The 22,708-nt window shown below is 73.9% G+C and carries 19 protein-coding genes; 15 read left to right on the top strand and 4 right to left on the bottom strand.

Annotation, left to right across the window (positions count from 1 at the left end):
• Positions 1-249 precede the first annotated feature (249 nt).
• On the bottom strand, positions 250-1,368 hold the full coding sequence (gene rsgA / locus ABD236_RS31795; protein WP_344079979.1) for a ribosome small subunit-dependent GTPase A: 1,119 nt from the start codon (positions 1,366-1,368) through the stop codon (positions 250-252).
• A 218-nt stretch (positions 1,369-1,586) separates the two neighbouring features.
• Positions 1,587-3,122: a hypothetical protein gene (locus tag ABD236_RS31790; RefSeq protein WP_344079976.1), complete on the bottom strand. Its 1,536-nt coding sequence runs from the start codon at positions 3,120-3,122 to the stop codon at positions 1,587-1,589.
• Between the two features lie 106 nt (positions 3,123-3,228).
• Between ABD236_RS31790 and ABD236_RS31785 the strand changes: the two genes are divergently transcribed.
• Positions 3,229-3,621, top strand: a complete 393-nt coding sequence (locus ABD236_RS31785; protein ID WP_344079973.1) for a VOC family protein — start codon at positions 3,229-3,231, stop codon at positions 3,619-3,621.
• Here ABD236_RS31785 and ABD236_RS31780 read toward each other — a convergent pair.
• Positions 3,561-4,283, bottom strand: coding sequence for a DUF6597 domain-containing transcriptional factor (locus ABD236_RS31780; protein ID WP_344079969.1), 723 nt, complete (start codon positions 4,281-4,283; stop codon positions 3,561-3,563). The genes ABD236_RS31785 and ABD236_RS31780 overlap by 61 nt on opposite strands.
• An 82-nt stretch (positions 4,284-4,365) precedes the next feature.
• Here ABD236_RS31780 and ABD236_RS31775 point away from each other — a divergent pair, with 82 nt between their 5' ends.
• From ABD236_RS31775 to ABD236_RS31760, 4 genes are read left to right on the top strand one after another with little or no spacing between them, the layout of a single operon-like run.
• Positions 4,366-4,755, top strand: coding sequence for a CU044_2847 family protein (locus ABD236_RS31775; protein ID WP_344079966.1), 390 nt, complete (start codon positions 4,366-4,368; stop codon positions 4,753-4,755).
• Positions 4,755-6,488: a VMAP-C domain-containing protein gene (locus ABD236_RS31770; protein WP_344079963.1), complete on the top strand. Its 1,734-nt coding sequence runs from the start codon at positions 4,755-4,757 to the stop codon at positions 6,486-6,488. The genes ABD236_RS31775 and ABD236_RS31770 overlap by 1 nt, the downstream gene beginning before the upstream one ends.
• Before the next feature lie 12 nt (positions 6,489-6,500).
• On the top strand, positions 6,501-7,550 hold the full coding sequence (locus tag ABD236_RS31765; protein ID WP_344079960.1) for an AAA family ATPase: 1,050 nt from the start codon (positions 6,501-6,503) through the stop codon (positions 7,548-7,550).
• Entirely contained in the window at positions 7,540-11,454 is a 3,915-nt protein-coding gene (locus ABD236_RS31760) for an SAV_2336 N-terminal domain-related protein (protein ID WP_344079957.1), read from the top strand. The genes ABD236_RS31765 and ABD236_RS31760 overlap by 11 nt, the downstream gene beginning before the upstream one ends.
• On the opposite strand, the gene ABD236_RS31755 is transcribed toward ABD236_RS31760, so the two are convergent.
• A complete protein-coding gene (locus ABD236_RS31755; RefSeq protein WP_344079954.1) occupies positions 11,455-12,627 on the bottom strand; it encodes a YihY/virulence factor BrkB family protein in 1,173 nt (390 codons plus the stop codon). It lies immediately after the preceding gene.
• 17 nt (positions 12,628-12,644) lie between these two features.
• On the opposite strand from ABD236_RS31755, the gene ABD236_RS31750 reads away from it, so the two are divergent.
• From ABD236_RS31750 to ABD236_RS31705, 10 genes are all read left to right on the top strand, one after another.
• A complete protein-coding gene (locus tag ABD236_RS31750; protein WP_344079951.1) occupies positions 12,645-14,291 on the top strand; it encodes an acyl-CoA dehydrogenase family protein in 1,647 nt (548 codons plus the stop codon).
• Between the two features lie 383 nt (positions 14,292-14,674).
• Positions 14,675-15,919: a helix-turn-helix domain-containing protein gene (locus tag ABD236_RS31745; RefSeq protein ID WP_344079983.1), complete on the top strand. Its 1,245-nt coding sequence runs from the start codon at positions 14,675-14,677 to the stop codon at positions 15,917-15,919.
• A gap of 43 nt (positions 15,920-15,962) precedes the next feature.
• Positions 15,963-16,532, top strand: a complete 570-nt coding sequence (locus ABD236_RS31740; protein ID WP_344079947.1) for a GNAT family N-acetyltransferase — start codon at positions 15,963-15,965, stop codon at positions 16,530-16,532.
• Between the two features lie 146 nt (positions 16,533-16,678).
• The gene (locus ABD236_RS31735; RefSeq protein WP_310591794.1) at positions 16,679-16,762 is read left to right on the top strand and encodes a putative leader peptide; all 84 of its coding nucleotides are present in this window, start codon (positions 16,679-16,681) and stop codon (positions 16,760-16,762) included.
• A 115-nt stretch (positions 16,763-16,877) separates the two neighbouring features.
• Positions 16,878-18,575, top strand: coding sequence for a nitrite/sulfite reductase (locus ABD236_RS31730; protein WP_344079944.1), 1,698 nt, complete (start codon positions 16,878-16,880; stop codon positions 18,573-18,575).
• A complete protein-coding gene (locus ABD236_RS31725) occupies positions 18,572-18,751 on the top strand; it encodes a hypothetical protein (RefSeq protein WP_344079941.1) in 180 nt (59 codons plus the stop codon). The genes ABD236_RS31730 and ABD236_RS31725 overlap by 4 nt, the downstream gene beginning before the upstream one ends.
• Complete coding sequence (locus ABD236_RS31720; RefSeq protein ID WP_344079938.1) at positions 18,748-19,455, top strand: phosphoadenylyl-sulfate reductase; 708 nt, start codon at positions 18,748-18,750, stop codon at positions 19,453-19,455. The genes ABD236_RS31725 and ABD236_RS31720 overlap by 4 nt, the downstream gene beginning before the upstream one ends.
• A complete protein-coding gene (cysC, locus tag ABD236_RS31715; protein WP_344079935.1) occupies positions 19,455-20,024 on the top strand; it encodes an adenylyl-sulfate kinase in 570 nt (189 codons plus the stop codon). Before ABD236_RS31720 ends, cysC begins: the two co-directional genes overlap by 1 nt.
• The gene (cysD, locus tag ABD236_RS31710) at positions 20,021-20,959 is read left to right on the top strand and encodes a sulfate adenylyltransferase subunit CysD (protein ID WP_344079932.1); all 939 of its coding nucleotides are present in this window, start codon (positions 20,021-20,023) and stop codon (positions 20,957-20,959) included. Before cysC ends, cysD begins: the two co-directional genes overlap by 4 nt.
• Complete coding sequence (locus ABD236_RS31705) at positions 20,960-22,300, top strand: sulfate adenylyltransferase subunit 1 (protein WP_344079929.1); 1,341 nt, start codon at positions 20,960-20,962, stop codon at positions 22,298-22,300.
• Positions 22,301-22,708 lie beyond the last annotated feature (408 nt).

Genomic DNA, 22,708 nt, shown 5'->3' with positions numbered 1-22,708 from the left:
CGACTGCGGCCACCCCCTAGGGGCGCGGGGAACTGCGCGAGAAGCGGCCACGGTCCGCAGACGAGAGCGGGTTCAGGGGCGCGGGGAACTGCGCGAGAGGCGGCCACCGGCCCGCAGACGAACGAGGGGTTGGGGGCGCGGGGAACTGCGCGAGCAACCCGCCACCCACCCGCAGACAAAGACCGGGCCAAACAGGGGCGCGGGGAACTGCGCGAGCAGCCCCCCACGCACCCGCAGGCAAAGACCGGGCTAGCGCCCGCCACCCCGCTTCGCGGCGTAGTTGGCCCGGCCCTCGGCCGACTTGAGCCGCCAGTCACGGCGGAGCTCGTTGCGCAGACGAACATCCGTCTTCGCCACGATCCGCTGGTTCTCGCGCAGCAGCTTGCGGTAGCTCTCCAGCCGCCGCACGGCCAACGACCCGTCCTCGACGGCGGCGAGCACCGCGCACCCCGGCTCCGCCTCGTGGGCGCAGTCGTGGAAGCGGCACCGCTGGGACAGCTCCTCGATCTCGGCGAAGACCTGTCCGACGCCGGTCTCGGCGTCCCAGAGGCCGACCCCGCGCAGCCCCGGCGTGTCGATGAGGACACCGCCGCCGGGCAGGGCGAGCAGATTGCGGGTCGTGGTGGTGTGCCGGCCCTTGCCGTCGACGTCACGGATGGCCTGCACCTCCATCACGTCCGCCCCGAGCAGCGCGTTGGCCAGCGTCGACTTGCCCGCGCCGGACTGGCCGAGCAGCACGCTGGTGCCGCCCGAGACGACCGCGCGCAGGATCTCGACGCCGTCGCCGGTCGCCGAGCTGACGGGCAGCACCTGGACACCGGGCGCGGTGGTCTCCACGTCCTGGACCAGGTAGGACAGCCCGACCGGGTCGGGCACCAGGTCGGCCTTGGTGAGGACGACGAGCGGCTGTGCGCCCGACTCCCACGCCAGCGCCAGGAACCGCTCGATCCGCCCGAGGTCCAGCTCGGCCGCGAGCGAGACCGCGATGATCGCGTGGTCCACGTTGGCCGCGAGGATCTGCCCCTCGGACCGGTTGGAGGAGGTGTTGCGTACGAAGGCGGTGCGGCGCGGCAGATAGGTACGGACGAACCGGGGGTCGCCGCCGGGTTCGACGGCGGCCCAGTCACCGGTGCAGATGACCCGCATCGGGTCGTGCGGGGTGACGAAGGCGGTCTCGGCGCGCAGCAGCCCGTCGGCGGTCAGGACGTCGCACTGGCCCCGGTCGACGCGGACCACGCGGCCGGGCAGCAGGCCCTGTTCGGCGTAGGGCGCGAACGCGGCGGCCCAGGCGTCGTCCCAGCCGTACGGAGCGAGGGCGCGCGAGAGAGACGACTGCTGCGAAGCAGAAGAAGCAGAAGAGGAGGACAAGGGGAGACCCTTCACAAGGGTGGCCCCGGCGGTGCGTTGGGTTCAGCCGGCGGCCACGGGAGTGGAATGGATGCACTTCTGGATGAGGGCAGCGCCCATCGCCATGACAGCCATCGGTCACACCTCCCGTTTCGATCGCACGGTCTGAGCGCGCCGGCCAACAGCCGCCGCGCGGAACGCCTTCACGATAACGCGGGCCCGGGCCCCGGCCAACTGATTTATCCGCGGCCTTCGCCGGCCTTGCGCGACGGTTCCGGAGCGGGCGCCAGGAACACGTACCAGACCTGCCCCGTGCGGGGCGTGACCACCTTGCGGCCCCGCCATGTCCGGGCGTAGGCAGGCGGGTTCGGGTTCGGCTGGACCAGGGCGAGCGGGGTGCGGCGGGACGCCGCCACGATGCCCGGGACGGTCTGGGTCCGGTCGGGGCGGTCGCTGGCCTGGGAGGAGCAGCCCCCGTAGAACGCCTGCGGCTGCGACTGTTCGCCGACGATGGTGCAGGGCGGACGGATGCCCTCCCGCGCGAGCCGCGCCACCAGCCACTCGTCGTCGGAGCGCAGCGCCTGCTGGCGTGCGGTGCGCCGGTCCATGATCCCGTACTGGCCCCAGAGCTGGAGCCCCAGGCAGAGCGCGATCGCGCCCACCACCACGACCCGCCACCGCCCGCGCGCCGCCGCCACCGCCCCGGCCGCGCACTCCGCGACGACCAGCGCGAGCAGGGCGTAGGCGGGGATCAGGAAGCGGGGGGCCGCATAGCCGATGCCGAAGAGGTACGGCACGCCCAGCGCGGCCGCGCACCACACCGCGAGCAGCGCCGTGCGCGTCCGTCCCGCGCGGGCCGCGCACAGGACGCCGAGGGCGGTGAGCAGGGGCAGCGCCAGCCACCACACCGCGCTCGCCTGGGGGTTGGGCCAGCCGGAGGTGCAGGGCCGGCAGAGCAGCGGGCCGTTGAGGGTCATCAGGTTCATGCCGAGCGCGTTGTGCAGGCTCAGCCCGCCCTGCGCCTCGCCCGCGCCGCGCACCCGCTCCAGCAGACCGCCGAAGCGCAGATACGCCTCGACCACCCACGGCAGCACACCGGCGGCCAGTCCCCCGAGGACCGCGACGACGAGCCGCGGCCGCCGCCAGGCCGGTACCGCGAGGGCGGCCGCGAGCAGCGCCACCGCCAGATAGCCGCCGTCGTAGGGACGCACCAGCGCCGTGAACGCCACGCTCAGCACCACCGCGAGCAGCGGTCCGCGCCGCCGCTCCCGGTCCTGGGCGCCGTGCAGGAACCAGCCCGCCCCGGCGAGCGCGCCGTACGCCACGTACAGGTTGGGCATCACCTCGCCCGCGTAGAACTGCACCACCCACAGACCGGTGAAGAGCACGGCCGCGAGCAGCACGACCCGGCGGCCCACCAGGGTCAGCCAGGGGCGGAAGGCGAGGGTGAGCCCGGCGGCGGCGAGCAGCAGCATCCAGGCGCGCAGCACCGGCACCGAGCCGGTCAGCTGGGCGGCGGGGGCCGCGAGCCAGCTGACGCCGCGGGCCCGGGGCTCGCTGAAGAAGGCGTCGGGGACCCGGGGGTCGACCTGGCTGACGTACACGGTCTCGTCCCAGCCGAGCGGCAGCCGCCAGGCGCCGGTGGCCAGTTGGACCGCGCCGCAGGCGAGCGCGAGCACCGCCCCCACCAGCGCCAGCCGGACGCTGTCCCGGCGCTGGGGGCGGGCGGCCTCTCGGCTCGGCAGGGACCGGGTCACTTGATCGGCGGCAGCCATGGGCTCACGCTACGCGGCCGGGGGCCGCCCGGCAGGCAGAGTGCGCCAACGGGTGCATGTCCGTTTCTTACAAGACCCCAGGTCCGGCCGTGCCTACGGTGAAGCCATGAACGCACGATTCGACTCCGTCGGCCTGATCGTCTCCGACATGGCCGCCTCACTCGCCTTCTACCGCCGCCTGGGCCTGGACATCCCGGCCGCGGCCGACACCGAACCGCATGTGGAGCACACGCTCCCGGGCGGCACCCGGATCCTGTGGGACACCGAGGACGTGGTGCGCTCCTTCGACCCGGACTGGACCCGCCCGCACGGCGGCGGCCGCGCCGACCTGGCCTTCGCCTGCGACGGGCCGGAAGAGGTGGACCGGCTGTACGAGGAGCTGGTGGCGGCCGGCCACCCCGGTCGCCTCAAGCCCTTCGACGCCTTCTGGGGCCAGCGCTACGCGACGCTCCACGACCCGGACGGCATCGGCGTCTCGCTCTTCGCCGCCTCGGCGTAGGCGGTCAGGGTGGTGCCGGCCAGCGCGCGCATCTCGCGGGCGAGGTGGGCCTGGTCGACGCAGCCCGCCGTCAGCGCCGCATCGGCGTACGGCACGCCCGCCAGGACGAGTTCCAGGGCGCGCTGGAGGCGCAGCACGCGCGCGAGGGTCTTGGGGCCGTAGCCGAAGGCGTCCAGGGAGCGGCGGTGCAGCTGGCGGGCGCCGAGCCCGACCGCCTCGGCCGTCGCGGCGACCGGGGCGCCCGCCGCGAGCCGGGCGGCCACCGCCCGCATCAGCGGGTCCGGCTCCCCCGCCCTGGCCAGCGCCACCGCCTCCAGGGCGGCGGCCGGGTCCGGTGCCAGGCCGATCCGCTCGGCGAGGCGGCGCACCTCGCCGCCCGGCCAGAGCGCGGCGAGGTCCACGCGCCGGTCGCGCAGCTCGTGCGCCGGTACGCCCAGGGCCGCGGGCCCCGCGCCCGGCGCGAACCGCACGCCCGCGAACCGGGCCCCGGCCCGCGCGTCCGGTACGTACGCGTGCGTGTCGGGACCGGCGACGAACAGCCTCCCGTCGCGCCACAGCAGGTCCATACAGCCGTCCGGCAGCACGGGGCGGACGGCGCCCGGCTCCACCGTGCGCGCCCACACCACCGCGCCGGGCAGCCGCGAGGCACGCTCTCGGTACATGTCTTCGAGGCTAACCCGGACAGCGGCCCGGCAGCTCCGACACAATGGTCGCCCGGTCCGGCACGGCTGCGAGGGGGCGGCGATGGCTGCGCTGATGGAGTTCCACACCGACGAGGGCGCGCAGGTCGTGGTGGAGGTCGAACGGCACGCCTCCGGCGCCAAGTTGGTGCGCCGGGGCGACAACTCGGTCTCCGAGGCGGCCCGTACGTTCGACAGCGCACTGGAGGGCATCCGCGCCGCCGCCGAGTCCGCGCTGCACGTCTTCCGGGACGGCCGCCTCCAACCGGACGCGGTGGAGCTGGAGTTCGGGGTGAAGCTGACCGCCGAGGCGGGCGCGGTGATCGCCAGGACGGCGGTGGAGGGCCATCTCATGGTGAAGCTCTCCTGGTCACCGGGGCACTCCGCGCACGGTAACGCCACTCCCCCCGCTCCCGCCACGGCCCCCGACCCCGGAGCCCCGGCAGCTCGGTGATGGCGTCACCCTCCTGGCACGCGTACATCGAGTGCGGCGGCGCGGTCGGCGCCGGCTTCCTGTTCACCGACCGCCACGTCCTGACCTGCGCCCATGTGGTCTGGCAGGAGGAGTCGGCCGAGGTGCGCTTCCCGGGCCTGCCGGGGCGCGCGCCGGACGGCGCGCGGGTGGTGGCGCGCGGCCCCTGGGCGGGCGGCTCCCGGGACCCCGGCGACTGGGCGGTGCTGGAGCTGGCCGGCCCCGTACCGGCCCGCCCGGCCCGCTTCGCCCACCCGGACGCGCCCTACGCGTACCCCTCCCCCAAGCTCCTCGCCCACGGCTTCCCGCAGGACTACGAGGAGGGGGTCATCAGCGAACTGCGGGCCAGCACAGCCGAGTTGACCAGCAACGAGTGGACCCAGCTGGAGGACTGGAAGGGATACGGGACGCCGGTGAGCGGCGGGTTCAGCGGGGCGGGGGTGCACCTGGCCGAGGGCGGTGAGGTGGTCGGCATGGTCTCCTCGATGGACCCGGTGCGGATGGTCTCGGCGCAGGTCCTCGCCCGGTCCTGGCCGCCGCTCGCCGAGCATGTGCCGACGCCGGGCCACCGGGCCGAGGAGAAGCGCGTGCTGGCCGCGCTCCTCGCGCGCGTGCCCGAGGGCGCGGCCGACCCGGGCCTGCTGTTCGGCCAGGCGGTGGGGCCGCTGGGCCTGGCGCCCCCGGACGGCGGGTTCGCGAACCCGTGGGAGGCGGTGTGGCACCTGCTCGCGGAGTCGGTGCCGAGGGCGGGCACACTGCCGCTCGCCGACTTCGCGGTGCGGCTCGCGGCGGTGTGCGACGAGGGCGCGGCACCGGACCCCGCGCTCGGCCGCGAGCTGCGCGCGTGGGCGCGGGGCCACCGGGCGCGCTTCGACAGCCCCGCACAGCCGTACCGGGCCCCCGACTTCGGCTGGTCGCCGGTCCTGGTGGAGATCAACCGCAGCGGCGAGGGCAGGAACGCGCTCCTGGTGGAGGTGTACGCGTACCGCGACGACACCCGGCGGCTGGTCGACTCGGCCACCGTCACCGGCGAGAGACAGCTGCGCGAGTGGGTCCTGGACCGGGTCGACGACGCGTTCGGGGACCTCGACGACCGGGGCCGGGCACTGGTCGCCTTCGCGCTGCCGCGCAACTGGCTGCACAAGCCGGTCGACCAGTGGGTGCGCAGGAAGGGCATCGAGCCGCCGCTGGGCTGCGTCTCACCGGTCGTCGTCATGGACCGGCTGCGCCGCAAGAACCCCCGGCTCCAGTGGACCCTGCGGCAGATGTGGCAGACCCTGGACGGCCACCGCGGCTCCCCCGTCCACCGGATCGAGTGCGGCAGGACACCGCGCCCGGACAAGCTCTCCGTACAACTGCAGAACGTGTACGGGCCGGTGGGGTTCGCCCGGCCGCCGGACCCGGCGCGGACGGCCACCGAGCCGCACGGGGCCGCGCTCAACGCGCCCTCGCCGATCGTGCTCTGGCCGCACACCGGCTGCACCGGGGGCGCCTGCGACGGCGGGTGCCGGGGCAGCGGCTTCCTGGACGAGCTGGCCCGCTGGCTGGCCGATCTGGCGCCCGGTGAACTGCCCGGCCACGTCATGGAGTTGCGCAAGGAGGCGTTCATGCACGACGAGAGCGTGCCGCACTGGGCGGCCGGGCTGACCCTCGTCTGGGAGGACCCGCGCCGCTTCCCCGCCGTCGCCCCGCCCGACCGGTCCCCGCTGAGCTGAGGAGCAGCCCGTATGTCCCTGTGGCCCGTGTACACCGGCGGCGGTGAGCCGCACGACGGCATCACCCAGCTCCCCCCGCCGCCGCCCTGGCGCGCCTTCGACGGCAAGCCGCTGCTGCCGCCGCCGTCCGAGGACCCCGAGGACGCGGCCTCCTCCCCCGACCGCACCCACCGCGCCCAGACGTACGTCGTCACCGAGCAGAGCGTCGAACTGGTCAACGCGGCCCTGTACCTGCGGCGCCCGCTGCTGGTCACCGGCCCGCCCGGCAGCGGCAAGTCCAGCCTTCCGTACGCGGTGGCGCGCGAGCTGATGCTGGGGCCGGTGCTGCGCTGGAACGTCACCAGCCGCAGCACGCTGGACGACGCGCTGTACCAGTACGACCCGCTGTCGCGGCTGTACGCGGCGCGGGAGGAGGGCGCCGGCAAGTCCGTGATCATGGCCCCGCGTGCCCGGCGGGACAACGACATCGCGGACCATCTGCGGCTCGGCCCGCTCGGCACCGCGCTCCTGCCCCACCAGCGCCCCCGGGCCCTGCTCATTGACGAGATCGACAAGGGCGACCTGGACCTGCCCAACGACCTGCTGAACGTCCTGGAGGAGGGGCAGTTCGAGATCCCGGAGCTGGTACGGACGGCACACCGGGCCCCCGAGGCGCACATCATGGTGGCGGGCGCGGACGACCGGGTGCCGGTGCACCGGGGCCGGGTGCGGTGCCACGCCTTCCCCTTCGTCGTCCTCACCAGCAACGGCGAGCGCGAGTTCCCGCCGGCCTTCCTGCGCCGCTGTGTGACGCTGGAGCTCAGACAGCCGGACGAGCGGCAGCTCAAGGCGATCGTGGAGGCGCACCTGGGCGGGCTCGACACCGGTGCGCTGGAGCTCGTCGACACGTTCCTGCACCGCGCCTCCGGTGGCGAGCTCGCCACCGACCAGCTCCTCAACGCGGTCTATCTGACCCGCGCCTCCGGCCTCCAGGGGGCGTCGCGGGAGCGACTGGCCGAACATCTGATGCCGTATCTGAGCCAGGTGCTGGAGCCGGAGGGCCTGCGGCCCGATGAGTTCTGATCCCGCCCGGGAGCCCGCCCGGGACTCCGCCCGGGAGCGGCTGTACGCCGACCGGTTGCGGCGCGTGCTCGCCGCGGCGGGCGGCTGTGCGCCGACCGGCCGGGAGCTCGCCGAAGCGCTGTGGCTGGCGCGGCACATGCGCCCGGATCCCGAGGTCCGCAGCGGAGCCGACGCGCGGCTGCCGCTGCCGCCGCTCCCGGAGCGGCCGCCGCAGGACCCCGAGCCCGGTGAGCCCGCCGACGAGGCCCCCGCCGCCGAGCGGCCGGAGGTGGTGCCCGAGCGGGTGCCGCTGCGCACCCCGCCGCCGGACCGCCCCGCGCCCGCGCCGGAGCGCGGCGGCGAGCACGCACCCCTGCTGGCGCCCGCGCCCGCGATGCTCGCGCATCCGCTGGCGCTCCAGCGTGCGGTGCGCCCGCTGAAGCGGCGGGTGCCGTCGGCGCACCAGCGGGAGTTCGACGAGACGGCGACGGCCCACCGGGGCGCGCTCGCCGGCGCCCGGCCGCAGTGGTGGTTCCCGGTACTGCGCCCCCGCCCCGAGCGCTGGCTGCATCTGCGGATCGTCTTCGACGCGGGCCCCACCATGGCGATGTGGCGGCCGCTGCTGCGCGATCTGCACCGGGCGCTGGCCCAGACCGGCGCGTTTCGCACGGTGGAGGTGCTGCCGCTGGCCGCCGACGGCGGGCTGCCGGCCCGCCCGGCGGCCGGCCGCACCGCCGTGCTGGTCCTCAGCGACTGCATGGGCCCGCAGTGGCGGGACGGCCCGCCGGGCCGGCGCTGGTACCGCACTCTGCGCGGCTGGGCGCGTGCCCTGCCGGTCGCCGTCATCCAGCCGCTGCCGGAACGGCTGTGGCAGTACACGGCGTTCGCCCCCTCCGCCGGGCTGCTGAGCACGCCGGGCCCGGGCGCGGCCGGGACGTCGCTGACGTTCCTCCCGTACGAGGGCGACGCGGCCACGGCCGTGCCGGGCGGCATCCCGGTGCCGGTCATGGAGCCCGCCGCGCGCTGGCTGGGGAACTGGGCGGAGCTGGTGGGGGCGCGCGGCGGGACCCAGGTGCCGGGTGCGGCGGCGGTGCTCGCGCCCCGGCCGCCCGCCGGGGACACGGCAGCGCCCGCCCCCGGCCTGCCCGCCGACGAACTGGTCCTGCGCTTCCGGTCGGTGGCGTCCCCGGCCGCGTTCCGGCTCGCCGCGCACCTGGCGGTGGGCTGCGCGCATCTGCCGGTGATGCGGCTGGTGCACTCCGCCGTGGAGGCGCACCCGCAGCCGCAGCACCTGGCCGAGGTCGTGCTGAGCGGCATGCTCACGGCGGTGCCGGGACCGCCGGGCGCGTACGACTTCCGGCCCGGGGTGCGCGAGGTCCTGCTCGGCACCCTGCCGCGCACGGCCCATGTGCGCACCAGCGGACTGCTGAGCCGGGTCAACGCCCGGATCGAGGCGCTGGCGGGGGCGGTGCCGGGCGAGTTCCGCGCGCTGGTGGCGGCGCGGGGCGGACCGGTGGGTGCGGTGCCGGGGGATCCGTTCGCGCTGGTGAGCCGGGAGAGCGTACGGCTGCTGCGGGGGCCGGAGGAGGTGGCCGGGGGGCGGTTGCTGGAGGGGCGGTACGAGTTGCGGGAGCGGATCGGGCGACGGCCGCCGGGTGAGGTGTGGCGGGCGGTGGACCGTCCCACGGGCAGGCCGGTGGCGATCACTCTGTACCGCTTCCCGGCGGACCGGGGGCCCGCCCCGACGCCCGGCTTCCTCGCCGAGGCCCGCCGGGTCGCCGCCGTCCACCATCCCCAGCTGCTGCTGAACTTCGACGCGTTCGCGGACGAGGGCGCCTGGTACCTGGTGACCGAGTGGGTGGAGGCGCCGACCCTGCGCGAGGCGATGGCGGGATACCCGGACGGGTGGCCGGTGCAGGACATCGTGCGCACCGCCAGGGAGATCCTCTCCGGCCTCGGCGCCCTGCACGAGGAGGGCATCGCCCACGGCTCCGTACGCGCCGAGAACGTACAGCTGTCGGCCGAGCGAGGAGCGCTGCTGTGCGATCCGGGCGTACGGCACGATCCTGGGCCCCGGCCGGAGGACGATCTGCTGGAGGCGGGACAGCTGCTCTTCGAGATGGCCGTCGGCACCCGGCTCGCGGACCACGGGTCGACCCCGGCCGCGGCCGCACTGCACGAGCACCGCGCGCCGCTCTCCCCGGCCGTGCGGTCGGCGATCGCCGGGCTGCTGGACGCGTCGCTCCCGGTGCGCCGCCGGGCCGCGGCCGAGCTGCTGGGCCCGTCCGCCGACGCCCGCCGCGTCTACCGGCTGCTGGGTGCGCCCGAGGCGTGGGTCGACGGCATCCCCGCCCCCGAGTCCGACGGGCCCGAACTGCGCATGCTGTGCGCGCTGGTGCTGGCGCGCGGGGAACGGGTGGCCGGTACGGAGCTGTGGGAGCCGGAGTGGCTGGACATCGTGCACGCCGTCGCGGGCCGACTGATGCTCATGGGCCACCCGGTCCGGAGCGCGGCCGACGGCACCTACCGGATGACCCTCAAGGGCGCGGACGTCGACCTCCTGGCCGCGGAACAGCTCCTCTTCCAGGCGGAGACGGCCGAGTCGTCGGGCGACCGCGCCCTGGCCCTCCAGCGGTACGAGACGGCCCTCGGTCTGTGGGCGGGCGAGCCGCTGGCGGGGATGCGGGGCGACTGGGCGGCCCGGCACCGGGGGGAACTGGCGGAGCTGCTGCGGATGGCGACGGAGCGGCGGGACGTCCTGCGGAGCGGGGTGCCGCACCCGATGGTGGTCATCGAGGTCCTGCCGACCCGCGCCCTCCAGCCCGTACCGCCGTCACTGCTCGCCGCCGTCGAGACGGTGTTCGGCGTCGCGCCGGACCGCTCGGAGCCCTACGGCAGCGCCACTCATCTCCTGTTCCGCCCCGACGGCACACCCGTCGCCGTGCTGAAGAAGGCCGTCGACACGCTGATCCACGGCCTGGTCGAGGGCATGGCTCCGGACGAGCTGGAATCCGTAAGGCTGCGCGTCCTGGTGAACCCGGACAGCGAATACGGCCGGGCCAGGTACGTCCTCGGGATTCCACCGTCCCCTCAGGACCAAAGGCCCGCGGCAACGCTCGACGTGTGCGTACCGGACGCGGTCCACCGGATGCTCGACGCCCGCGAGGCCGAGGAGTACGAACGCTTCGAGGAGGCCGGGCACGTCGTCTGGTTCCGGCGTGTCACGGCGAGGGTGGGGCACCACGCCACGCTCCGCTTCCCCCTCCCCAGCGCCGTGGACGGGCTGGCCTTCACGGTCGACGCGACGATCGCCTGGTCGCGGAACCCGGCCCTCCTCGAGGATGTCAGAAGGTGGCTGACGAACGAGCTGGGCCCGTTGGTCCGCGAGCACGGGCTCGCCCGGCTCGACCTGGCGCAGGTGAGGGTGGACGCGCGCCTGAGCAAGCCCCAGTCCCTGGGCGAGGGCGCCGCCGACTTCCTCGCCCGCGCCACGCTCCTGCCCGCCCTCGGTCCCCTGCGCACCCTCCTCGCCCCCGTCCGCACCGTGCTCATCGACCACGACGGCACCCTCTCGCGCCCCCACGCCCACGAGGCGATCCACGCGCTCGTCGACTCGGGGCGGCGGGTCGTCGTCGTGACCGGTGGTGCGGAGGAGGCGGTGCGGCGGGTTCTCGGGGACGTGGCCGTGGACGTCCGGGGCAGGACCCAGATGGGCGAGGACGCCATCCTCCAGGCCGTTCGGACCGTCGCCGACGCGCTCGTCGTCGGGCGTATGCCGGGCGCCGCGGCCGCCGCCGCCCGGCTCGGCGTCCCGTACGTCGGGATCGCCGACGGGGCGGCCTCCGCGGCCGATCTGCGGGCGGCGGGGGCGACCCTGGTCACCACCTCGCTGTCCGCGCTCGGGCAGGTGCTGGCGGACGGCTAGCTAGGGCTTGTCGCGCCCGTGCGGGTCGCGCGTCCCGTGCAGCCGGGACTTCACGTCGTCCGGCGGCAGGAAGCGCGACCACCGCTCCGGGTACTCCGAAGGCATCCCCGGGTCGGACGGGTCCAGGTCGTCCGGGTCGCCGCCCTGGTAGGCGGCCCGGGCCTGGGCGGCGCGGGCCACGATCTCGGCGGCCTGGGCCGTCTTGACCCGCTCGTTGGCGGCGCGGGCGGCGGCCGTGGCGACCGACGGCCACACCCGGTCGATCGCCGCGTTCACGGCCGCCCCCACCAGGACCGCGAAGGCCGAGACGCCGATCCACAGCAGCACCGCGACCGGCGCGGCCAGTGAGCCGTAGATCGTGGGGCCCTCGACCGTGTTGGTGAGGTAGATCCGCAGCAGGAACGAGCCGAGCACCCACATCGCCAGGGCCACCAGCGCGCCCGGCACGTCCTCGATCCACGGCGAGCGGACCGGCACCGAGACATGGAAGAGGGTGGTCAGAAAAGCCACCGAAAGGAGGATCATCACGGGCCAGTACAGAACGCTGATCAGACCCGTCCCCCAGGGGATCAGCTCGACCACCCGGTCCGGGCCGACCACCGCGAGCGGCAGCACCACCGCGCCGATCAGCAGGGCCACGACGTAGAGCAGCAGCGAGAGCATCCGGGTGCGCACGATGCCCCGGTGGCCGTCGAGCCCGTACATCACGGTGATGGTGTCGATGAAGACGTTGACGGCCCGGGAGCCCGACCAGAGCGCGAAGGCGAAGCCGAGGGAGACGATTTCCGGCCGTTTCCCCTTGGTGACGTCGGCCAGCAGCGGCTCGGCGAAGTCATGGACGCCCCGGTCGGACAGGACCGACTGGGCGGCGTTGATGATGTTCTTGTTGATGGTGGCGACGGTGTCCGTGTTGGTCCAGCCGTCCACGTAACCGAGCAGCGCGATCAGGCTGAGCAGCAGCGGGGGCAGCGAGAGCAGGGTGAAGAACGCCGCCTCGGCCGCCAGTCCGAGGATGCGGTACTCGATGCACGAGTTGACGGTGTCCTTCAGAAGCAGCCAGGCCATCTTCCGCTTGGATACGTTGCGGTAGAGGACACGGGCCCGGTGGAGACGGCTCGGGGCCCGGTGGAGTCGGCCCGACGGCCGCTCGGGTGTTTCATTTGCTGGCTGCACCTCCTTACCGTATCGGCATGGCAGCCACCACCCACACAGTGACCAACCAGGCTCCGCCCCTGGTGGGATACGACGTCTTTCTGTCCGACCGCGCGCTCTTTGAGGGGGTGGAACGGCATCTGGCGCCCGAGCTCGCCGAGGAGGCGCGGGACGAGCTGAGCGGCCTCGGGCGTACGGCGGGTTCCGCCCAGGCGCAGGGGTGGGGGGTGCTCGCCAACGAGAACCCGCCCAAGCTGCGCACCCACGACCGCTACGGCCACCGGATCGACGAGGTCGAGTTCCACCCGAGCTGGCACCGACTGCTCGGCCACGCCGTCGGGGCGGGCCTCACCGACGCCTGGGGGCGGCCGGGCGGGCATGTGCGGCGTGCCGCCGGGTTCCTGGTGTGGACGCAGGCCGAGGCGGGCCACGGGTGCCCGCTGTCGATGACGCACGCGGCCGTGCCGGCGCTGCGGACCGACCCGGCGCTGGCCGCCGAGTGGGAGCCGAGGCTCACCTCCCATGTGTACGAGGAGGGGCTGCGGCCGGCCGCCGACAAGGCCGGGGTGCTCTTCGGGATGGGCATGACGGAGAAGCAGGGCGGCAGTGACGTCCGGGCCAACACCACGAAGGCGCGGCCGCTGGGGGACGGCGGGGAGTACCTGCTGACCGGGCACAAGTGGTTCTGCTCGGCGCCGATGTCCGACGGGTTCCTGGTGCTCGCGCAGGCGCCCGGCGGGCTGACCTGCTTCCTGGTGCCCCGGGTGCTGGACGACGCCACCCGCAACACCTTCCGCATCCAGCGCCTCAAGGACAAGCTGGGCAACAGGTCCAACGCGTCCAGCGAGGTCGAGTTCGACGAGACGTGGGCGCGCCGGGTCGGGGACGAGGGGCGCGGGGTGCGCACCATCATCGAGATGGTGGCGGCGACCCGGCTCGACTGCGTGGTCGGCTCGGCGGCGCTGATGCGCCAGGGCGTGGCGCAGGCGATCCACCACGCCTCGTACCGCAGCGCGTTCGGCGGGGTGCTGATCGAGAAGCCGCTGATGAAGAACGTGCTGGCGGATCTGGCCCTGGAGTCGGAGGCGGCGACCACCCTGGCGCTGCGGCTGGCGGCGGCGCAGGACGCCGTCCAGAGCACGGACGCGGAGGAGGAGCGGGCGCTGCTGCGCCTGGCGGTGCCGGCCGCCAAGTACTGGGTGACCAAGCGCTGTACGCCGGTCGTCGCCGAGGCGCTGGAATGCCTGGGCGGCAACGGGTACGTGGAGGAGTCCGGGCTGCCCCGGCTGCTGCGCGAGTCGCCGCTCAACTCGATCTGGGAGGGCTCGGGCAACGTCCAGGCGCTGGACGTCCTGCGGGCGCTCCAGCGCGAGCCGCACGCCCTGGACGCCTTCCTCCAGGAGGTCGGCCGCGCGCGCGGCGCGGACCACCGCCTGGACGGGGCGATCAAGAACCTGCTCACCGAACTGGCGGACCTGGACGGCATCGAGGCCCGGGCGCGCCGGCTGGTGGAGCGGATGGCGCTGGTGCTCCAGGGGTCGCTGCTGGTGCGCTGGGCGCCGCCGGAGGTGGCGGACGCGTTCTGCGCGTCCCGGCTCGGCGGCGACTGGGGCACGGCCTTCGGGACGCTGCCGCACACGCTGGACCTGGGCTCGGTGGTGGAGCGGGCGCGCGCGGCGGTCTGAGCGGCGGCGCGCCGGGACCGGCGGACCGGCCCCGGTGGCGGGTGCCCGGGCCTCAGCGGCCCGGGCTCCCTGACCCGGACGTGCGTCGGGGGTGGTGCTGCGCCGACACGGCACCACCCCCGCACTCTCATGCGCCCTCGCGGGCCATGACGACCGGACGTCCGGTGTTCCACCACCTTCGTACACACGCACGGCCGTTCGCGAGAGTTGCAAAGGGTTGCAACCTTGTGCGGCATATCGCCGCGCGCGAACGTCCGGGCGGGCACGATGAATGCGTGGCACCCGCGTTCGGAGTCTGTTGGCGAACCCCCTCGGAACGCCGGTGCCGACAGGAGGACCCAGTGCAGGACACCACCCCCCTCGACCCGGCCCGGCTGGCCGCGATGGACGTGCGGGAGGCCACCCGGCTGCTGAAGGGCATGCGGGCGGCCGCGCTCGCGGGGCTGCCCTCCAAGGTCGCCCCGCGCGCGGAGATCGACGCCTCCTGGCGGCGGGTGCTCGGCCACGGCCTGGACCCGGACGGCGCCGGGCACGCGGGGCTGCTGCCGCTGGAGGAGGTGGAGCGGCGCCGCCAGAGCTCGCCGCTCAGGGAGGTGCTGCCGGTGCTGCGCGAGGCGCTGGTCTCGGTCGCGGACGCCGCGCAGCACATCATGGTCGTCTCGGACGCGGACGGGACCCTGCTGTGGCGCGAGGGGCACGCCTCGGTGCTTCGCAACGCCGACGCGCTGGGGTTCCAGGTGGGGGCCGACTGGAGCGAGGGGGCGGTGGGGACCAACGGGGTGGGCACCCCGCTGGTCACCGGCCGCCCGACGCTGGTGCACTCGGCGGAGCACTTCGTCTCCACCCACCACACCTGGACCTGCGCGGGCGCGCCGATCGTGGACCCGCGCGACGGGCGGCTGCTCGGCGTGGTCGACGTAAGCGGCCCGCTGTCGACCATGCACCCGGCGACGCTGGCGTTCGTGACCTCGGTGTCCCGGCTGGCCGAGGCCGAGCTGCGCACCCGCCACCTGGCCGCGGTGGAGCGGCTGCGGACGGTGGCCGCGCCCGTGCTGTGCCGGCTCGACGGGCGGGCGCTCGCGGTGGACACCAACGGCTGGACGGCCGCGGTGACGGGGATGCCGCCGGTGGACCGGCTGCCGCTGCCCAAGTCGTTCCGGGCGGGCCGGGTCTGGCTGCCCTCGCTCGGTATGTGCGCGGTCGAGCCGCTGCCCGGCGGCTGGCTGGTACGGGCGGTGGGCGACGGCGCGGGGCGGGCGGACGCGCCGCCGCGGCGGGTGGTGCTGGATCTGAGCCGCCCGCGCCGCGCCTCGGTGACGGTCTCGGGCGACGCGGGCAGCTGGACGCAGGAGCTGAGCCCGCGCCACGCCGAGCTCCTGTACGTGCTGGCCCTGCACCGCGCCGGGCGCACGGCCGCGCAGCTGGCGCACGACATCTTCGAGGACCCGACGCGTACGGTCACGGTACGGGCGGAGATGTCCCGGCTGCGGCGGCATCTGGCCGAGGTGCTCGCCCACCGGCCGTACCGGTTCGCGGAGGACGTGGAGGTGGAGGTGGTCCGCCCGGCCCACCCGGCGGACCTGCTCCCCCGCTCGACGGCCCCGGCGGTCCGCCATCACCCCCACTGACCTGCCCTTGAACACAGAGCCCCGGCCGTGATTCGGTGACGGCATGAACATCCCCGTCACCACCTGGTCCCTGGAGCAGACGTCCCCGGCCGACCTGCGCCCCGCCGCCGGACCCGCCGGCGACCTCGACCTCACGGTCGTCCGCGCCGAGGTGCCCTCGCCGGAGTTCAGCCGCTTCCTCTACACGGCGGTCGGCGGCGACATCCACTGGCTGGACCGTCTGGCGTGGCCCTATGCGCGGTGGCAGGAGTACCTGGCCCGGCCGGGCGTGGAGACCTGGGTGGCGTACGAGAAGGGCACCCCGGCGGGTTACGTGGAGCTGGAGCCGCAGGACGAGGGCGCGGTGGAGATCGTCTACTTCGGTCTGATCCCCTCGTTCCGGGGCCGCCGCATCGGCGGCCACCTCCTGTCGGCCGGCATCGCCCGCGCCTGGGACCTCGCCGACCGCTGGCCCGAGCGCCCGGCGACGAAGCGGGTCTGGCTGCACACCTGCTCCCTGGACGGCGAGCACGCGATGGACAACTATCTGCGCCGCGGGTTCCGCCTCTTCGACACGAAGGTGGAGGAACAGGCCGAGGTGGCGACGCCGGGGCCGTGGGCGGGGGCGCACTAGAGGGGAGCGCCGGGGGCGGCCGTCCCGCTCCGCGTCCGGGGGCGGGCGCGGTGACCCACAACACAGCGTCTCGCGATTCGGGACATTGTTGTCCACATTTTGGATAGTGGTGGACTGGCCCGAGAGGGCCATGACACGCTTCCGTCATGTCCGGAACTGGAATTGCCTTGGTGAGTCGGCGACACGTCGACCTGGGCCGTATGTCCAGCGCCATCTGTCCGGCCCGCTGAGAGACCCCAGCACCGCCGCCCCCAGTCTTCTTCACCGTACTTGCGCACCGCCGCGCCCTCAGCGCGAGTGTGCAGGTCAGAGCCGCCCTCCTGCAGTCCCGAAGGACGTATCCCCATGGCCGCCACCCCAGACAAGCCCGCCTCCGCCGCCGCCCGCCGCAAGCCGGGGCGCCACCGCGGCGAAGGCCAGTGGGCCGTCGGTCACTTCACGCCGCTCAACGGGAACGAGCAGTTCAAGAAGGACGACGACGGTCTCAATGTGCGGACACGTATTGAGACGATCTACTCCAAGCGCGGATTCGACTCCATCGACCCCAACGACCTGCGCGGACGCATGCGCTGGTGGGGTCTGTACACCCAGCGCAAGCCCGGGATCGACGGCGGCAAGACCGCCATCCTGGAGCCGGAGGAGCTGGACGACAAGTACTTCATGCTGCGGGTGCGGATCGACGGCGGACGCCTCACCACCCAGCAGCTGCGCGTCATCGGCGAGATCTCGCAGGAGTTCGCGCGCGGCAGCGCGGACATCACCGACCGGCAGAACATCCAGCTCCACTGGATCCGTATCGAGGACGTGCCGGAGATCTGGAACCGCCTGGAGGCGGTCGGCCTGTCCACCACCGAGGCCTGCGGCGACTGCCCGCGCGTCGTCATCGGCTCGCCGGTCGCCGGTATCGCCGAGGACGAGATCGTGGACGGCAGCTGGGCCATCGACGAGATCCAGCGGCGCTACATCGGCAGCAAGGAGTTCTCCAACCTGCCGCGCAAGTTCAAGTCCGCGATCTCCGGCTCGCCGCTGCTCGACGTGGTGCACGAGATCAACGACATCGCCTTCGTCGGCGTCGAACACCCCGAGCACGGGCCCGGTTTCGACCTCTGGGTGGGCGGCGGCCTCTCCACCAACCCGAAGATCGGCGTGCGGCTCGGCGCCTGGGTCCCGCTGGAGGAGGTCCCGGACGTCTGGGCGGGCGTGATCGGCATCTTCCGCGACTACGGCTACCGGCGGCTGCGCAACCGCGCCCGGCTGAAGTTCCTCGTCGCGGACTGGGGCCCGGAGAAGTTCCGCCAGGTCCTGGAGGACGAGTACCTCGAGCGCGCCCTGGTCGACGGGCCCGCGCCCGCCGAGCCCACCCAGCGCTGGCGCGACCACATCGGTGTGCACCGCCAGCGGGACGGCCGCTTCTACGTCGGCTTCGCCCCGCGCGTCGGCCGCGTCGACGGCGCCACCCTGACGAAGATCGCCGAGGTCGCGGAGGCCCATGGCTCGGGCCGGCTGCGGACCACGGTCGAGCAGAAGATGATCGTGCTGGACGTCGAGGAGGCCCAGGTCGAGGCGCTGGTCGAGGCCCTGGAGGCACTCGACCTGACCGCCAGGCCGTCCCCGTTCCGGCGCGGCACCATGGCCTGCACCGGCATCGAGTACTGCAAGCTGGCGATCGTCGAGACCAAGGCGCGCGGCGCCGCGCTCATCGACGAACTGGAGCGCCGCATCCCGGACTTCGACGAGCCGATCACCATCAACCTCAACGGCTGCCCCAACGCCTGCGCCCGTATCCAGGTGGCGGACATCGGTCTCAAGGGGCAGCTGGTCCTGAACGACGAGGGCGAGCAGGTCGAGGGCTACCAGGTGCACCTGGGCGGCGCGCTCGGCCTGGAGGCGGGCTTCGGCCGCAAGGTGCGCGGCCTCAAGGTCACCTCGGCCGAACTGCCGGACTACGTCGAGCGCGTCCTCAAGCGCTTCGAGGCCGAGCGCGAGAGCGGCGAGCGGTTCGCCGCCTGGGCCGCGCGCGCCGACGAGGAGGCCCTGTCGTGAGCGAGCGAGCGGCTCCCTTCTACTGCCCGTACTGCGGGGACGAGGACCTGCGGCCGTCCGAGGAGGGCCACGGGGCCTGGGAATGCGCGAGCTGCAACCGCGCGTTCCGGCTCTCGTTCCTCGGACTGCTGGCCCGTGGGCCGCGGTCCACCGACCTTCGGCAGGAGACCTCATGACGACCCTTCAGGCGCACTCGGCCGACGAACTCAGGGCGCTGGCCGAGACCGCCGGGCGCGAGCTGGAGGAGGCCGAGCCCCTCGACATACTGCGCTGGGCGGCCGACACCTTCGGCAAGCGGTTCTGTGTGACGTCCTCGATGGAGGACGCGGTGGTCGCCCATCTCGCCTCGCGCGTCATGCCCGGCGTGGACGTGGTGTTCCTGGACACCGGCTACCACTTCCCGGAGACCCTCGGCACCCGGGACGCGGTGGCCGCCGTGATGGACGTCAACGTCATCACGCTGACCCCGCGTCAGACCGTGGCCGAGCAGGACGCCGAGTACGGCCCGCGGCTGCACGACCGCGACCCGGACCTGTGCTGCGCGCTGCGCAAGGTCAAGCCGCTCCAGGAGGGCCTGGCCGGGTACTCCGCGTGGGCGACCGGCCTGCGCCGCGACGAGTCCCCGACCCGGGCGAACACCCCGGTGGTCGGCTGGGACGAGAAGCGGCGGAAGGTCAAGGTGTCCCCGATCGCCCGCTGGACACAGGACGACGTGGACCGTTACGTGGCGGAGCACGGCGTGATCACCAATCTGCTGCTCATGGACGGCTACCCGTCCATCGGCTGCGCGCCCTGCACCCGCCGCGTGGCGGAGGGCGAGGACGCGCGGGCCGGCCGCTGGGCCGGGCGCGGCAAGACCGAGTGCGGGCTGCACGGCTGATGACCAACACCCAGGAGAACCAAGTGAGCGGGGCCACCACCGGAGCCACCGTCTGGCTGACCGGGCTGCCCAGCGCGGGCAAGACCACCCTCGCGTACGAGCTGGCGGACCGGCTGCGCGGCGAGGGCCACCGGGTCGAGGTGCTCGACGGCGACGAGATCCGCGAGTTCCTCTCGGCCGGACTCGGCTTCAGCCGCGAGGACCGGCACACCAATGTGCAGCGGATCGGCTTCGTCGCCGAACTGCTCGCCTCCCACGGCGTCAAGGCACTGGTGCCGGTGATCGCGCCGTACGCCGACAGCCGCGAGGCGGTCCGCAAGCGCCACCAGTCGGAGGGCACCCCCTATCTGGAGGTGCATGTCGCCACTCCCGTGGAGGTCTGCTCCGAGCGCGATGTGAAGGGCCTGTACGCCAAGCAGGCGGCGGGCGAGATCAGCGGGCTCACCGGGGTCGACGACCCCTACGAGGCGCCCGTGTCGCCCGACCTGCGGATCGAGTCGCACCAGCAGACCGTGCGGGAGTCCGCCGCCGCGCTCCACGCACTGCTCACCGAGAGGGGTCTCGCATGACGACGACCGCCGCCGCCCGTACCGAGGGCACGGACACCCCGTACGCGCTCACCCACCTCGACGCCCTGGAGTCCGAGGCGGTGCACATCTTCCGCGAGGTGGCGGGCGAGTTCGAGCGGCCGGTGATCCTCTTCTCCGGCGGCAAGGACTCGATCGTCATGCTGCACCTGGCGCTGAAGGCGTTCGCCCCCGCGGCGGTCCCCTTCACGCTGCTGCACGTCGACACCGGGCACAACTTCCCGGAGGTCCTGGAGTACCGCGACCGGGTCGTCGCCCGGCACGGGCTGCGGCTGCACATCGCCTCCGTACAGGAGTACATCGACCGCGGCGAGCTCAGGGAGCGCCCGGACGGCACCCGCAACCCGCTCCAGACCGTGCCGCTGACCGAGGCCATCCGGCAGCACCGCTTCGACGCCGTGTTCGGCGGCGGGCGGCGCGACGAGGAGAAGGCCCGGGCCAAGGAGCGGGTGTTCTCGCTGCGGGACGAGTTCTCCCAGTGGGACCCGCGCCGCCAGCGCCCCGAGCTGTGGCAGCTCTACAACGGCCGGCACGCGCCGGGCGAGCATGTGCGGGTCTTCCCGCTCTCCAACTGGACCGAGCTGGACGTGTGGCAGTACATCGCCCGCGAGGGCATCGAGCTGCCGCAGATCTACTTCGCGCACGAGCGCGAGGTGTTCCAGCGGGCCGGCATGTGGCTGACCGCGGGCGACTGGGGCGGCCCCCGCGAGGACGAGGAAGTCGAGACGCGGCTGGTCCGCTACCGCACGGTCGGTGACATGTCCTGCACCGGCGCCGTCGACTCCGACGCGACGACGCTGGACGCCGTGATCGCCGAGATCGCCGCCTCCCGGCTCACCGAGCGGGGCGCGACGCGCGCCGACGACAAGATGTCCGAGGCCGCGATGGAAGACCGCAAGCGCGAGGGGTACTTCTAAATGACCACCACGACCGAGCAGTTGGCGGACCTGTCCGCCACCACCCTGCTGCGCTTCGCGACCGCCGGGTCCGTCGACGACGGCAAGTCCACCCTGGTGGGCCGGCTGCTGCACGACTCCAAGTCGGTCCTCACCGACCAGCTGGAGGCCGTCGAGGCCGCCTCCGCCAAGCGCGGTCAGGACGCCCCGGACCTCGCGCTGCTCACCGACGGCCTGCGGGCCGAGCGCGAGCAGGGCATCACCATCGACGTCGCCTACCGCTACTTCGCCACCGCCCGGCGCCGGTTCATCCTGGCCGACACCCCGGGGCATGTGCAGTACACCCGGAACATGGTGACCGGCGCCTCCACCGCCGACCTCGCCCTGGTCCTGGTCGACGCCCGCAACGGCGTGGTCGAGCAGACCCGCCGGCACGCCGCGGTCGCCGCTCTGCTGCGGGTGCCGCACGTGGTGCTCGCGGTCAACAAGATGGACCTGGTCGGGTACGAGGAGAAGGTCTTCGCGGCGATCGCGGAGGAGTTCACCACCTACGCCGGCGAGCTGGGTGTCCCGGAGATCACCGCGATCCCCATCTCGGCGCTCGAGGGCGACAACGTGGTGGAGCCCTCCGCCCACATGGACTGGTACGGCGGCCCGACCGTCCTGGAGCACCTGGAGACGGTCCCGGTCAGCCATGACCTCACCGGGTGCCACGCCCGCCTTCCCGTGCAGTACGTGATCCGTCCGCAGACCGCCGAGCACCCCGACTACCGGGGCTACGCGGGCCAGATCGCGGCGGGCACCTTCCGGGTCGGCGAGAGCGTGACCGTGCTGCCCTCGGGCCGCACCTCGAAGATCTCCGGGATCGACCTGCTGGGCGAGTCCGTGGACGTGGCGTGGACCCCGCAGTCGGTGACGCTGCTGCTCGCGGACGACGTCGACATCTCGCGCGGCGATCTGATCGTGCCGAGCGGGGACGCCCCCGCGACCACCCAGGACGTGGAGGCGACGGTCTGCCATGTGGCCGACCAGCCGCTCGCGGTGGGCCACCGCGTGCTGCTCAAGCACGGCACCCGCACGGTCAAGGCGATCGTCAAGGACATCCCGTCCCGCCTCACCCTGGACGACCTGTCGCTGCACCCGCACCCGGGGCAGCTGGTCGCCAACGACATCGGCCGCGTGAAGATCCGTACCGCCGAGCGGCTGCCGCTCGACTCGTACGCCGACTCGCGCCGCACCGGTGCCTTCATCCTGATCGACCCGGCCGACGGCACCACGCTCACCGCGGGCATGGTCGGCGAGTCGTTCGCCTCCCCCGAGCCCGTCCGGGCCGAGGGCGAGTCGGACGGGTGGGACTTCTGACCATGACCCACCACGACTTCTACTCCACGTTCGCCAAGGAGGGCGGCCGCGTCGGCAGCGGCGCCCTCGGCAGCGGGCAGGGCGGGGTGGGCCGATGTGCGCGATGACGTACGCGCACCGCTCGCGCGCCCAGCGGCTCCACCCGCACGACCCGCTCCATCCGTACAGACGAAGACCTGCCGCTCTCCCGGCCATCTTCCCCGTCCCCAGGGGGACGTGACCGCCGGGCCAACGAGAGGAACACCTCCCGTGCCTGCCAACCGCACCGCCCTGCGCCGCAGCCTCGCCGCCGCCGCGACCCTCCCCCTGCTCGTCGGCGCCCTCGCCGCGTGCAGTTATGGCTCCGACAAGAAGTCCGACGACGGCCAGAAGGCCCAGGTCGCCACCGACGCCAAGAAGCTGTCGGCG

Origin of the sequence: Streptomyces crystallinus, from assembly GCF_039521265.1 — a bacterium.
Lineage (GTDB): Bacteria > Actinomycetota > Actinomycetes > Streptomycetales > Streptomycetaceae > Streptomyces > Streptomyces crystallinus.
This window is presented reverse-complemented; position numbering and strand designations above follow the sequence as displayed.